The 12,581-nt window shown below is 55.7% G+C and carries 13 protein-coding genes and 1 tRNA gene; 8 read left to right on the top strand and 6 right to left on the bottom strand.

Annotation, left to right across the window (positions count from 1 at the left end; all coding sequences use genetic code 11):
- Positions 1 to 243: 243 nt before the first annotated feature.
- A complete protein-coding gene (locus BQ7486_RS03510) occupies positions 244 to 1,743 on the bottom strand; it encodes a C69 family dipeptidase (protein WP_074008992.1) in 1,500 nt (499 codons plus the stop codon).
- 189 nt (positions 1,744 to 1,932) lie between these two features.
- Between BQ7486_RS03510 and BQ7486_RS03505 the strand changes: the two genes are divergently transcribed.
- The 3 genes from BQ7486_RS03505 to BQ7486_RS03495 all read left to right on the top strand — a co-directional run bounded on the left by BQ7486_RS03505 (position 1,933) and on the right by BQ7486_RS03495 (position 3,081).
- Positions 1,933 to 2,367, top strand: a complete 435-nt coding sequence (locus BQ7486_RS03505) for a hypothetical protein (RefSeq protein ID WP_074008991.1) — start codon at positions 1,933 to 1,935, stop codon at positions 2,365 to 2,367.
- A gap of 122 nt (positions 2,368 to 2,489) precedes the next feature.
- A complete protein-coding gene (locus BQ7486_RS03500) occupies positions 2,490 to 2,669 on the top strand; it encodes a type II toxin-antitoxin system RelB/DinJ family antitoxin (protein ID WP_074008990.1) in 180 nt (59 codons plus the stop codon).
- A 112-nt stretch (positions 2,670 to 2,781) separates the two neighbouring features.
- Positions 2,782 to 3,081: a type II toxin-antitoxin system PemK/MazF family toxin gene (locus tag BQ7486_RS03495; protein ID WP_235836735.1), complete on the top strand. Its 300-nt coding sequence runs from the start codon at positions 2,782 to 2,784 to the stop codon at positions 3,079 to 3,081.
- A gap of 320 nt (positions 3,082 to 3,401) precedes the next feature.
- Here the strand turns inward: BQ7486_RS03495 and BQ7486_RS03490 are convergent, their stop codons facing one another.
- The 4 genes from BQ7486_RS03490 to BQ7486_RS03475 form a co-directional block, all read right to left on the bottom strand.
- On the bottom strand, positions 3,402 to 4,133 hold the full coding sequence (locus BQ7486_RS03490; protein WP_074008989.1) for a DDE-type integrase/transposase/recombinase: 732 nt from the start codon (positions 4,131 to 4,133) through the stop codon (positions 3,402 to 3,404).
- A 24-nt stretch (positions 4,134 to 4,157) separates the two neighbouring features.
- Positions 4,158 to 4,430, bottom strand: coding sequence for a helix-turn-helix domain-containing protein (locus BQ7486_RS12470; protein WP_420865535.1), 273 nt, complete (start codon positions 4,428 to 4,430; stop codon positions 4,158 to 4,160).
- Positions 4,430 to 4,951 (bottom strand): hypothetical protein, encoded by a 522-nt coding sequence (locus BQ7486_RS03480; protein ID WP_143183030.1) that lies wholly within the window; start codon positions 4,949 to 4,951, stop codon positions 4,430 to 4,432. Before BQ7486_RS03480 ends, BQ7486_RS12470 begins: the two co-directional genes overlap by 1 nt.
- Positions 4,952 to 5,109: 158 nt before the next feature.
- A tRNA-Ser gene (locus BQ7486_RS03475) sits at positions 5,110 to 5,203 on the bottom strand.
- A gap of 400 nt (positions 5,204 to 5,603) precedes the next feature.
- On the opposite strand from BQ7486_RS03475, the gene BQ7486_RS03470 reads away from it, so the two are divergent.
- A complete protein-coding gene (locus BQ7486_RS03470; protein ID WP_074008987.1) occupies positions 5,604 to 6,098 on the top strand; it encodes an acyl-CoA thioesterase in 495 nt (164 codons plus the stop codon).
- Here BQ7486_RS03470 and BQ7486_RS03465 read toward each other — a convergent pair.
- On the bottom strand, positions 6,084 to 6,698 hold the full coding sequence (locus tag BQ7486_RS03465; RefSeq protein WP_074008986.1) for an epoxyqueuosine reductase QueH: 615 nt from the start codon (positions 6,696 to 6,698) through the stop codon (positions 6,084 to 6,086). The genes BQ7486_RS03470 and BQ7486_RS03465 overlap by 15 nt on opposite strands.
- Before the next feature lie 197 nt (positions 6,699 to 6,895).
- Between BQ7486_RS03465 and rpsU the strand changes: the two genes are divergently transcribed.
- The 4 genes from rpsU (at position 6,896) to BQ7486_RS03445 (ending at position 12,543) form a co-directional block, all read left to right on the top strand.
- Entirely contained in the window at positions 6,896 to 7,108 is a 213-nt protein-coding gene (rpsU, locus tag BQ7486_RS03460) for a 30S ribosomal protein S21 (RefSeq protein WP_008811706.1), read from the top strand.
- Positions 7,109 to 7,208: 100 nt separating this feature from the next.
- A complete protein-coding gene (locus BQ7486_RS03455; RefSeq protein ID WP_022372805.1) occupies positions 7,209 to 7,655 on the top strand; it encodes a GatB/YqeY domain-containing protein in 447 nt (148 codons plus the stop codon).
- Between the two features lie 98 nt (positions 7,656 to 7,753).
- On the top strand, positions 7,754 to 9,646 hold the full coding sequence (gene dnaG / locus BQ7486_RS03450) for a DNA primase (RefSeq protein WP_022372804.1): 1,893 nt from the start codon (positions 7,754 to 7,756) through the stop codon (positions 9,644 to 9,646).
- Between the two features lie 509 nt (positions 9,647 to 10,155).
- Positions 10,156 to 12,543 (top strand): sigma-70 family RNA polymerase sigma factor, encoded by a 2,388-nt coding sequence (locus BQ7486_RS03445; protein ID WP_084765637.1) that lies wholly within the window; start codon positions 10,156 to 10,158, stop codon positions 12,541 to 12,543.
- Positions 12,544 to 12,581 lie beyond the last annotated feature (38 nt).

Raw genomic sequence — 12,581 nt, 5'->3', positions numbered from 1 at the left:
ACGGCGGGCGGGGTTCGTGAGCCATACGGCGCTGAAACCCGCTGCCGTTCTTCGGTATCCGTGTTCCTGATGCCTGACTGATCAGGAGCGGTTAAGCCCGTTGAAAAGAGAGGAACCCGGGAGGACGGGGCCAGGGGTTAATGAACGCCGGTCTCTGCCTCCTGAGTTCTCTGTGCTGTAGGTGTAACCGGTTTCTGAGAGTCATCGGACCGACAGAAACCGGGCGTGACAGCCGTAACAGACTCAGTCGTTCTTCTTGCGGTTCTTAAAGGGAACCGTGGCCTGAATGTCCTTCGTACGTTGGGTGTAGACCTTGTTGGTGAGGCGCCCTGCGAGTGCCACGGCGTCTTCCACGATCCCAAGGTTAAAGTCGTCAAGAAGTTTCGCGGCGGCCTTCGGATCGGTCTTGACGAGCTTCACGTACTTGGCTTCAAAGCGGGCCTGCTTTTTCTCGGTCTCGGCTTCAAACTCGGCAAATGCTTTTTTGACGATCGGCGCTAGCGTCGGATAGTCCGTCATCACCAATGTCTGCAGCTTTCTGAATTTCCAGTAGGCGCTCACGTCATCGGCTTCATCGGTCGCAGCCGTGTAGCTTGTCGGGAATTTTGAGAGCCCCTGGTAGAAGGGTACATAGACCGAGAGGTCGGACATGCCGAGCGCAAACCAGTTAATCTGGGCAATAGCCTGCGGCAGATCCGGGCGCACCTGCAGAATGTGGGTGTTCTGCGCACGGAAGACGCTCACCGGGCGGTACTCTTCCTTGCTGTTTAAGCCCTTGGAATACGGGTCGTGGCTCATGAGTTCGCCCGCCTCATAATGATTGCGCAGGATCGCCTTCATGTCCGCAAGCGTCACCTTCTTTTCGGGCGTTGCAAACACGGGGAAGGTTGTCCCCTGTGTGATGTTCTGCTTCAGTGACGGTGTGAGCATCTTCTGAATCTGCCAGACGCGGGGATAGTTGTACGTGAGGTCGCGCTCATCGTTACGGATGTAGGCCTTGGCAAAGTTAAAGGCGCCGTCTTTGGCGGGGTCATAAAAGCCGTGTTCCTGTGCCCAGCTCACAAGGGTCTTGGAGGCCATGAAGTCAGGGTTCTTGGGATCGTAGGATTGCAGCCGTCCCTGGTTTCCTGTAGCGAAGTACTTGTCTTTGGGAAGGCGCTGCGCAAGCCACTGGTGGCCGGAACCCGCCTCAAAGTACCAGGCCTCGTTTTTATCCACAAACCCCGCACCGAAACTTTCACCGGCGCCCTGGGTTTCCACGATCCGGCCGAGAAGTTTGACGGCTTCACGGGCGGTCTTGGCCTGCGCTAGGATCACGTCCGTGATATCGCGCTCTTTGATGCCGAGCTTGGTGTGGGGGTCGAGCTTTAACACATCATCGCGGGCGTAGATCGATTCCGTGGCGGAGACACCGAGCCTGGCATCGTTAAAGCCGCAGCCGCCGTAGCGCATCGAATCCCAGTCCGGGCCTGTGGAGTAGCCGAGCGACTTTTTCGGCAGCGGATACTCAAAGGTTTCCTTTTTCGAATTGTCTGACCCGCGGTACACGGCACCGGTCTTGTTGACGGCTGCCGGGTGCATGATGAGAAGCGAGGGATTGAGTGCGCTCGAATCGACCGAACGCGCAATGAAGACCGAGCCGTCCGAGGTGGCTTCCGAACCGACAAGAACCGTGGTGCAGGCAAGCGTTGCACCCGAGACCAGGGCCGCGGCGAGTGCGGCGGCGACCATATTGAGCTTCATTTCAACCCGCTCTAAATAAAGATAAGCAAAACAACCTAAGCTATTCTACTCATACGCTTGTCTCAGTGCTTGGACCGTACCCGGAAGGGATGTGTGGCAGTGGGCAACTCAGCTGAAACTTCGAAACAGGCCCGGCTTCTCCTGTAAAATCCTTTTTGAATCAGATGTTTGTATGCATGATGGGTCGCTATGCCAAAGAAACGGACGTACCCAAAAAGTGCTGAGGCGTTTAATGCTTTCATCAGGAAGCACGGGCTTGAGGATCTCTCCAAACTCGAAGAAAGGCTCGAGGTCGGTAAGGGCTATCTTCGCTACTACGTCAGCAAAGGTACGGCACGGCTGAGAGAAATAAGCATGTTTCGGCTCAGCGCTCTTGCCGGTATTTCCGGCATTGATCCGGATCTCGCGGCCGGTTACAAGGCTGATGTTGATTACTACGGCAAGGCCGCTGAAGAGAAAGCACTTGATCCGCGGATCGTATGGATTACGAACCTTCGGAAGTCGCTCGGAATGAGCCGAAGGGCAATGTCACTTGCCATGGGCCGCAATCCGATGTACATCGCCAACATCGAGAAAACAAACAAGCCGAAACCTCAGTCTCTCACTTGTTTGAGTTGCTGTTAGCTGAAGCTCTCTTTTTCTTTTTATGGAATGACACGTCAGCAAATTAACAACAAATTAACAGCATTTTGTTGTAAACCAGCTGATAAAATTGCGGTGTGTGGTGAATTTCATCGGAGAAAACCATGGCAACACTGCAGTTTGCCTTTCGCCTGGACGCGGAAGTCGGGCAGAAGGTGAAGGAGGTATCTGAGCGGTTGGGTATCTCTGCCACCGATGCCTTCCGGATGTTTGCATACGCTTATGTCCAATCAGGCGGTTTCCCTTTTCCGATTCGCCTGAATCAGGAAAAAAAACAAGGCTGAGCCGTTTGCCTCGGAAGCTGAAATGAATGATTTTGTGCAGGCTACCGGCGCGGACATGATGCGCAGATTCGATGAAGAAGAGGCCCGACATGGAGCGCGGTGATGTTTGGACGTGCCTCTCGAAGGCTATGCCTCCAAGCCGCGCCCAGTCCTCATCGTGCAGGACAACGCGGTTTCCGGACAGTTCGGCTCTACGGTGATGTGTCTGATTACGTCGTTTGTGTCAGACGATATTCCGACGCGCGTCAGAATCGAGCCGAGCCCTGCAAACGGACTTCTTAAGACAAGCTGGATTGCGACGGAAAAGATCATGGCTGTGCCTGTCAGTGCATTAAAAAACAAAGTCTGTCAGCTGTCGAAATCCGATATGCAGAAGGTTTCTGAGTCACTGCGTAAGGTGCTCGGCCTTTGAAAAGTTTCTACTTCTGTTGCTGAAGTCCCGGACGGATGAAGTGTTTGACGGCGGTGAATGTCAAGTGATCTTTCGCCGATTTTGTTCTTAAAAAGTAGGTTGTAGTCTGAGCTCAGTGAGTGCTTTGCCCTCTCCGCCTTCGGCGGATTCACCCAGAGTTTTTTGGCCCGTAGAAAACCTTTGATGCAGCTGTGCAGCACCGTTCGCGCGGAGAGGTCGGCAGGCCGGTAGAATGAGCCTGCCTCAGGCAGGAGGAGTCCGAGCCTGAGGCCCGCGGAAAACCGCCGAACGCCTTGTTGCAGCAGCTGCGGGGCGTTTGTTCAAGCTGCCTTGGCATGCTTTTCCTCCAACTGCCCATTTTCGGGGTTAAGCCACACCTCTTTGATCGGCGTACAGTTCAGCACTCTCCCGGTGATCCAGCGCTCCGGATGGCGTCTGCGAGCCTCCAGCATCGTCTCCCTGCGTCGGCGCAGCACCTCCGCATCCTCGCCGCGATAGCGCTGCCCCGGCGTTACCATGCGGATGCCGCGGCGTCTGTGGTGCTCGTTGTAGTGGTCTACAAAGCCCTGCACCCATTGCTCAGCTTCCTCATCATTGTCGAAGCCGTCACGGGGGTACAGGTAATCGCCGCTGTACTTGAGCGTACGGAAGAAGGACTCCGAATACGGATTGTCGTTGCTGACTCGCGGACGACTGTGCGAGAAGGTAATTCCGTTCTTCTCAAGCAAAGCCAAAGTAGGAGCGGTCTTCATGCTCGCACCATTGTCTGAGTGCACGACAAGCTGTCCGGGCTTGATTCCGTATCGCCTGAAGGCATCCCCGAGAAAGCGCGCGGCGAAGTCGGCATTATCAGCCTCGAATACCCTGGCGCTCACAACCATGCGGCTGTAGACGTCGACAATGACATACGCGTAGTAGAACCTGCCCGTGTACTTGCTCGAGCGCAGATAGGTGATGTCCCAGGTCCACACCTCGTTTGGCTTCTGTGCGCTGTAGGCAGTCGGCTTGCTGCGCCGGCGGGCTTCCCGGGTAGGCGCACGGCGTGCGTTCAATCCCCGTGCCCTCCTGATCAGCGATTAGGAAGTATTTTGACAGAGAGGGAGACTAAGATCCCGCACATCGGCTTTGCAGAAGCGATCTACGATCTGCTCACGCAGGTCCTCAGGGATTTGCCGCGGGCTCGTAAAGTTGCTACGGTCGAGCCGGCCATCACCATCCGGTGCATGCCGCCAGTTCTGCAGCGTTCGTGGGGTAATGCCGACTGCCTCGCAGGATTGCCTCTGCGACAGTCCTTTCGATTGACCGAGTTCGACCAGAGTAACGATTTCCCGGCGATCTTGGGCACTGATCAGCTTTCCTTTACCCTCCAGATCGCCTCGGCTTTTTTTGACAGCATCAGCATCGTTGCAGCATCGGCTAATGCTTTGTCTTTTCTGGCGATTTCTCGATCCTTTCTGGCATTGTCCTTCTTGAGTTCAGACATGGCCGACATCTGAGCATCATGGAGCTTCTTGTCAACCGCATCCGGATGATTGTTAAACCATTCGGCCCAGGCATCGACTGTGGAGGTGAGGTAGCCATGCTTGCGGCAGAACTGGCCGAAGGCAGTCTCGCTCATGATTTCCCTGGCAACAACTGCGGTGTGGGCTTGAAGGTAGGTCACTCCTTTAGGGAGCTTGAGGCTGGTCATGGGTTTGAGATTTCCTTTGTTGGGCAGCGTGCCGCAGACTGCTTGCTCTCTGGCAATCCTGAGCCAGTACGAGATCGTTGATTTGCCGATTGAGTACTGCTCCACGGCTTCAGAGATGCTGAGCTCCTTGCTCAGCAGGCGCGCTACGACGTTGTCTTTGAACTCCTGCGAATATCGCATGTTTTGCCACTCCATGAAAGGTTGAAGGGGTGGCGAAAGGTAGTATGACATCTAATGTAACTTCGGCGAAATGCCGAAATTGGTTTATGAAACAGTGGATTACGAGCCAGAGATAACAAAAAACCTCACAAGATCAATATCTTGTGAGACTTAATCAATGGCGGAGAAGGAGGGATTCGAACCCTCGAGACCAGGTATATTTGATCTGCGCCCTTAGCAGGGGCGTGCCTTCAGCCACTCGGCCACTTCTCCGCGAAGAATTTCTGCTCGCGCAGTTCTTCGGAATTGCGCATCATACATGAATCATGTCATCGGCGCAAAATTTTAAGCCGCAGAAACCGGGGAATTGACTCGGATTTGAGTCTTGTTATTTGATTAAAAAAGAAAATATGAAAGAAGGCTAATCAGGAGTTTGCGTGCGGCTGATCGATTTGCCCGAGGCACAGATTTGTCAGTCAGCTTAAGAGCAGTGTTGCTTTCGGGCCTAACTTTAAAGAGACGGCCATTACAGGATTACGCAAATGTGAGTGACGATCTGTCTTCAAAAGTATGTTACGGATTTTTCAGAGCAAATTTTGTCGGAAAATTGAGAACGGGTTCTTGTACTTAAAATGCCGTGCACTGAGTCGTAATTTGTGTGCGGGAAAACAATATGCCGGATTTCAGTTTGTATAAAAAAGAGCTCACGGTGGGCGCTGAGTCAATTGACATTCAGGGCCACGTCAACAACCGTGAGTACATGCGCTGGATGGAAGAGGCCGCCACCGAACACGCGGCCACTTTCGGCTGGGACTGGAAAACACTGGTGTCGATGAAACGAAGCTGGGTGGCCCGAGAGCACTGGATTGAGTATCTCAAACCCTGCTTTGAGGGCGACAGACTCACGGTCTTTACGTGGCTTCAGGCCGTCAGAGGCCCGGTGTGCCTGAGACGCTATGCCGTCAAAAAAGGTGAGGAACTGGCGGCAATTGGTGCAACGGAATGGGTTTTTATCGATCTTGAAAGAGGGCGGCCCGTGGCGATCGCTTCGCCCGATAAAGAGCGTTTTTCGGCGCTCGTGCTGGCCAACGATGCGCCGGAACTTCAGCAATACAGCATTGCCCGGGAAATCCGGTTTGCACCGTCGGCCAGCCTACTGCGCGTCTGAGGTGCCTTTTTTCAGAAAGTCGGGGAGGTTCTTTTCCTCGATTTTGTCGCGGTTTTGCACCATGTGTCCCATCGAAAACTCACAGCCGCACCACTGCTGGTTGTAAAAGTTATTGATTTTGATGAGTTCACCGCGTCTGTCCTGCAGGCCCCCTTTCCTCCAGTTCTTTTCCCAGTAGGTCACGCCCGGGTACTTCTTTTCGGCGGCGTGGCCGGCCGCATCAACCTGACTTAAGGTCTTCCAGCGGCTTGAGGCAAGCGTCGTTGTAAAGCGTTTGATCCCGAGCTCGCTGCATTTTTGGGCGGCTTTTTCCAGACGCAGATCAAAGCAGCACTGGCAGCGCGCACCGCGCTCTGGTTCGAGCTCAAGGCCCCTGACGCGTTTGCGCCAGAGATCGTGCTCCCAGTCGCCGTCAATCACGCGGATCCCGAGTTTTTCACAGTACCGGGTGATTTCGCCCTTGCGCTTTTCATATTCATCCCGCGGAAAGATATTGGGGTTGTAGTAATAGACAACGGGGGTGATGTCGTTTTTAAGCATCCACTCGATGATCGCGGCTGAGCAGGGCGCGCAGCAGCTGTGCAGCAGTACGGTTTCCATGGGACAAACTGAGTCTGTGGTTGAAAAGACACGGCGGCACAACTTTTTGTTGTTGCCGGGTGTTTACTTTAGCGCGGGATTATGCCAAAATGCGTGTCTCAAATTTTTTGCGTTTGAGGTAGATATGCGCCCTTAGGTTGGGGTGCACGACTCGGCGCCCACAACAAACAACAGAATTTAGGATTAGGTGCTTATCAATGCCCACCATTCGCGTTAAGGAAAACGAACCGTTTGAAGTTGCGCTGCGTCGCTTCAAGCGCACCATCGAAAAGTCCGGCCTGCTCACCGAGCTCCGTGCCCGTGAGTTCTACGAAAAGCCCACGGCTGAACGTAAGCGCAAGAAGGCTGCTGCCATCAAGCGTCACTACAAGCGTCTGCGCAGCATGATGCTGCCCAAGAAGCTCTACTGATCGCTTCGTACCGGCCCTGAGTCGGTATCAGCTTGATAAGCCAGAAAGCGGCCGCTCTTCAAACGGGTTGGCCGCTTTTGTTTTGTTCGGAGAAAAGACAATGTCACTCAAGGAAACCGTAACAAATGACATGAAGGACGCCATGCGCGCCCATGATTCCGCCAAGCTTTCCTGCCTGCGTCTGCTTCTGGCAGCCGTCAAGCAGCGTGAAGTGGATGAGAGAATCGAACCGACCGATGACGTGGTGATCAGCGTGATCGGCAAACTTGTCAAGCAGCGCCGCGACTCGGTTGAGCAGTACACCGCCGCCAACCGCAAGGACCTCGCCGACAAGGAACAGTTTGAAATCGACGTGATGCAGAAGTACCTGCCGCAGCAGATGAGCGAGGATGAAATCCGCGCAATCGTTGAAGAAGCGGTGAAGGCTACCGGTGCTTCCGGCATGGCCGCCATGGGCAAGGTGATGGGCGTCGTGAAGGGTAAGTGCGCCGGCAAGGCCGACATGGGTAAGGTAAGCGCCGTTGTGAAGGCCGTGCTTTCGGCTTAATTTGGGGCTTAACCCGTACAATCCGCCGTAATCCAATCCGGAAGGGCCTTTTTGCCTGACCGGTGCCGGCGGATTTCTTTCTTACGTTTAAACAGGCCATGATTCCCGAGTCTTTTATCCAGGAGCTTTTAAACCGCGTTGACATCGTGGAGATGATCAACAAGGTTGTGCCGCTTAAAAAGACCGGAAAAAACTACATGGCCTGCTGCCCTTTTCACAAGGAAAAGACGCCGTCTTTTTCCGTGAATCCCCAGAAGCAGTTTTTTAAGTGTTTCGGCTGCGGCGCCGCAGGAAGCGCCATCGGCTTTGTGATGCGCTACGAGGGGCTCACCTACCCTGAAGCGATCCGAAAGCTTGCCGACAGCGTCGGCATGGTGGTGCCGGAGGAAAAGGGCGCTGCAAAGCGCGAAGCGCGGGCCCGGACGCTCACTGACCGCATGCAGCAGGCGGCGGACTTTTACGTTGAAGCGCTTAAGGAAAACACGCGGGCGCAGGATTACCTCAAGACCCGCGGCATTACCGGAGAAACGGCGGCACGGTTTTCGCTGGGGTATTCGCCGGACGCCTGGCAGAGCCTTGAGAGCGTTTTCGGAGAACACTACAAAGACCCTGAAATGGAGGAAACAAACGGGTGCGGTCTCGTGATCGTGAACGAAAACGGACGCCGCTACGACCGTTTCCGCGGCCGCATCATGTTTCCGATCCGAAACCGCCGCGGGCAGGTGATCGGGTTCGGGGCCCGCACGATGACCGGGGATGAGCACCCCAAGTACTTAAACAGCCCGGAAACCGCGATTTACCATAAGGGCCTTGAAATCTACGGGCTCTACGAGGCGGCGGACGCGGTGCGCACGTCCGGGCGCGCCATTGTCTGCGAGGGTTATATGGACGTGATCCAGCTCTCGCAGGCGGGCTTTCGGGAGGCGGTTGCGGCGCTCGGGACTTCCATCACCAGCGATCACGTCCGAAAGCTTCTGAAAACCGTTGACAAGATTTACTTCAGTTTTGACGGAGATTCGGCGGGGCAGCATGCCTTAAGGCGCGCGATGGAAGCGGCGCTTCCTGCCGTCGGCGACGCCCAGGAAATCCGCTTTGTGGTGCTGCCGCCCGAACATGACCCCGACAGCCTTATTAAGGCGCTCGGGGCCTCGGCCTATGAAGACGAACTCAAAAAGAGTCTGACGCTCTCGCAGTTTTTCGTAAAAAGCGTGATGGAAGGCAAAGACCCTGCCACCGCTGAAGGCCGAAGTCAGTTTTTGGCTGAAGCCAAGCCCCTGGTGCTTCTGATGAAAAACGCGCCGCTTTTAAGGGGGCAGTTGATCGGGGAACTTGCGATGTACGCGCGGATGACACCGGACGAACTGGCGAGGGCCTTCGGGCTTGCGCAGGCGCCGCTTCCGGCGCGTCCTGCCGTCCCCGCGTTTAACCGCACGCCCGGTTTCGGCTTTCAGAAAAAACCGGGGTTTTTCAGAGGAAGCGGCTACCGGGAAGCGCCGCGGCGCATCACGCCCGTGCCGGGGGTGGCCGACATGCGCGAAAAACTCCTGCAGTACTTTGTGAGTTACCCGGAACTCGCGTACGAATTCGGGCCCCGCATTGCCGAAGAATTTGTGGACGCCGAAGACCCGGTGGCGCAGCAGATTGTGGAAGTCTGGCGCGCGGTGCAGGGTGACGGCGACCACCCGGTCGATAAACCGCAGGTTCTTCTGGAAATGCTCGCGCAAAGCCCCAATGCCCCCTATTACCGCGAGCTTTTGGCGCGGGAAATGCTCATTGAAACGCCTCTGGCTGCAGCGCGCCAGGAAATCAATGTGGCGATGAACCGGCTTGAACTGCAGCGCATCGAGCGGATGCTCACCGACATTGCGGCTTCGCCCAATCCGGACCTTGCGCGCTATCAGGCGCTCACCGCCCGCCGCATGGCCATTAAAGCCCAGATTGACGAAATCAGTCAGGCCTTTGACCGCACAGCGGAACTGGCGACCCTCTGATTTCACGCCGTTTTCTGTTATTTGACTTTTCATCTGAAATTTGAGATAATCTAAAAGATTTTGCCGCCCGTGTTTTTTGCTGTCGGAAGAAAAACACGCCCAGGAGACCGAGCGAAAGCCGTCGGAGGCGGGGCGACAGAGAATCAGTGCGACGTGAGGCCTTTTACTGGCTGTTACCGGACACGAATGTCCGGACGGCCCAAGTTACCGCTCTCGGCCCTTTTTAAGCCTTCGCCGCGGATACCCGGAGCAGGCGGCGCTGAACGCGTTTTCAGTAAGCCCGCACCGTAAAGACTCTTTCCGGCAAACCGTCCGGCGTTCCCTTTTGGGAAAGTACGGGCGCAACAGGACTAAAACAAAGGGCTGTTTTTTCGTGATCAGATGATTTTTGACGCTTTTTGATGGACATGCATCAGAAAACGGGGCTTTGCTGTTGCCGTTAAAAACGCAAGAGCCGAGGCAGTAATCACGGATCAACGGCCATTTTTTGAAACTGAGTCAGATTAACAATGGCAAAGAAAACCACAAAGACGGCAAAGACGGACGTGAGCGGCACGAACAGCGGTGAGGAAAACATCCTCAAGTGGCTCAAGGACCATCCGAGAATTGAAGTCAGCGCCGAAGCTGAAGAAACCGAAGCGCCCGCCAAGGCCACCAAAAAGCCCGCAAAAGCGAAGGTTGCCGCCAAGAAAACGACCGCCAAGACCGTGAAGGCTGAGAGCGAAACCGCTGAAAAAAAGCCCGCGAAAAAGACCGCGGCCGCAAAGAAGTCCGCCGCGAAGAAGACTGAAGCCGTAAAGGCCGAAGAAGCGGCTGAGGAAAAACCTGCAAAGACCGCGAAAAAGAAGGCTGCAAAGGCTGAGAAAGAGACGCCCGTAAAGACCGTGAAGGCGAAGGCCGGCCGTCCCAAGAAGTCCGCGAAGAAGGCTGTGGACGAGGACGAATTCGGCGTGGGCGAGGAAATCCTTGACGCCGATGACGGCGACACCGAAGGCGACAGCGACGAACTTTCCGAACTCGAAGATCTCGACAAATTCGCCGACAGCGTGGAAAAGGCCGAAGGCGGCGTGACGACCTCGTCCTCTGAGGATGATGAAGACGAGGCCGGTACCGGCAACGGCTACAGTGCGCTTGTGCGCATGGGCCGCCAGAGAGGCTGGGTGACGGTCGCTGAAATCAACGATAAGCTCCCGGACAACGCGGTCCGCAACGAAGAAGCGCTCTCCGAACTCACCGATCAGCTCGGACGCCTGGGGATTCAGGTCTTTGAAACCACCCCGAACGAAGAAGACATCATCATGAACGAGCCCGTCGGTGATGATGAAGAAATCAGTGAAGAAGATGCGGCCGCGATGCTCACCCCCGAAGAAAGCGCGGGGTTAAGTAAAGATCCGCTGCGCGCGTATCTGAGAGGCGTGGGTGCTCATAAGCTTTTAACCCGTGCGGGCGAAATTGAAGTCGCGAAGTCCATTGAACAGTACACGGGTAAGCTTCTTACCGCCGTCATTCAGCACCCGATGGCCGTTGAGGAACTGATCCGCCAGTCCGAGCAGCTCAAAGATGACGCATCCGCCATTGACCAGGTGATCGACGGCTTTACCGATACGAAGGAACTTGCTGACGTCGACGAAGACGATGCAGCCGTTCAGACCGATATCGGTGCCGCGGCCATGACAAGCGAACAGCTCGAAGAGATGCGCGACCGTGCGTTAAAGCTCTTTGCTGGCTGCGCCAAGGAAATCGAAAAGATCCGCGCCAGTTTCGGTGTTCCGGGCAAGGAAGCCCAGTACGACAAGGCCCGTGCCAAGATTGCCGAAGAGCTCGCTCCGGTGCGCTTTGCCGTTAAGACCGTGATGCATCTCGCGGACGTCATCGGCGCGCACATGGATAAGGTCAACGACAGCCTGCACCGCCTGAGAAACGCGATGGTTGACCGCAGCGGCATGCCCGTGCAGCAGTTCCTCGCTGACATGAACGATCGCTGCATGGATGAGAAGTGGGTTGATGAACTTGCCGCTGCCGGCAAGCCCTACAGCGTGAAAATCGGTTTGAACCGGGAGCTGATCCTTCATCTGCAGGAAGAGCTCCGCCAGGCCGAGCAGACCGCGCTTTTGTCGCTTAAGGATCAGCGTGATCTCTCGCGTCAGATTAAGCTCGCGCAGACGAATCTCGCAAACGCCAAGGCAAAGATGATCGAAGCGAACCTTCGCCTCGTGATTTCGATTGCGAAGGGCTACGTCAACCGCGGCCTTGCGATGACCGACCTCATTCAGGAAGGTAACCTCGGGCTCATGAAGGCCGTGGATAAGTTCGAATACCGCCGCGGCTATAAGTTCTCCACGTACGCAACCTGGTGGGTGCGTCAGTCCGTGACGCGCGCCGTGGCGGATTACGGCAACACGATCCGCATCCCGGTGCATATGACGGAGTCTTACAACAAGATCCGCCGCGTGCGCCAGAAGCTTTTGCAGGAAACGGGGCGCAACCCCTCGGACGCCGAGCTTTCGCGTTTGTCTCAGGTGCCGCTTGCGAAGGTTCAGCTTCTCACGCAGGCCATGCGCGGTGTGGAATCCATCGACGCCCCGATCGGTGACGATGAAGATGCGCGCCGTATTGACTTTGTGAAGGGCGATGAGACGGATGATCCCCAGGTTCGTTTCCTTCGCACGGCGATGGAAGGCGAAATCCAGCATTGCCTGAGTGAGCTGCAGCCGCGCGAAGCGCAGGTACTGCGTCTGCGCTACGGGATCGGCACGAACCACGACCATACGCTTGAAGAAGTCGGTCAGGCGATGGGGCTTACCCGTGAACGCGTGCGTCAGATTGAAAGCGCTGCGATCCGGCGTCTGAGAAGCCCGGAATTCCAGGAACGTCTGCGCGACCATTCCAATAACTAAAACGCCCGCCGGGCAAAACCGGCGGCAGCGTTTTCGGA

It is taken from the genome of Duodenibacillus massiliensis (assembly GCF_900128485.1).
GTDB lineage: Bacteria > Pseudomonadota > Gammaproteobacteria > Burkholderiales > Burkholderiaceae_F > Duodenibacillus > Duodenibacillus massiliensis.
This window is presented reverse-complemented; position numbering and strand designations above follow the sequence as displayed.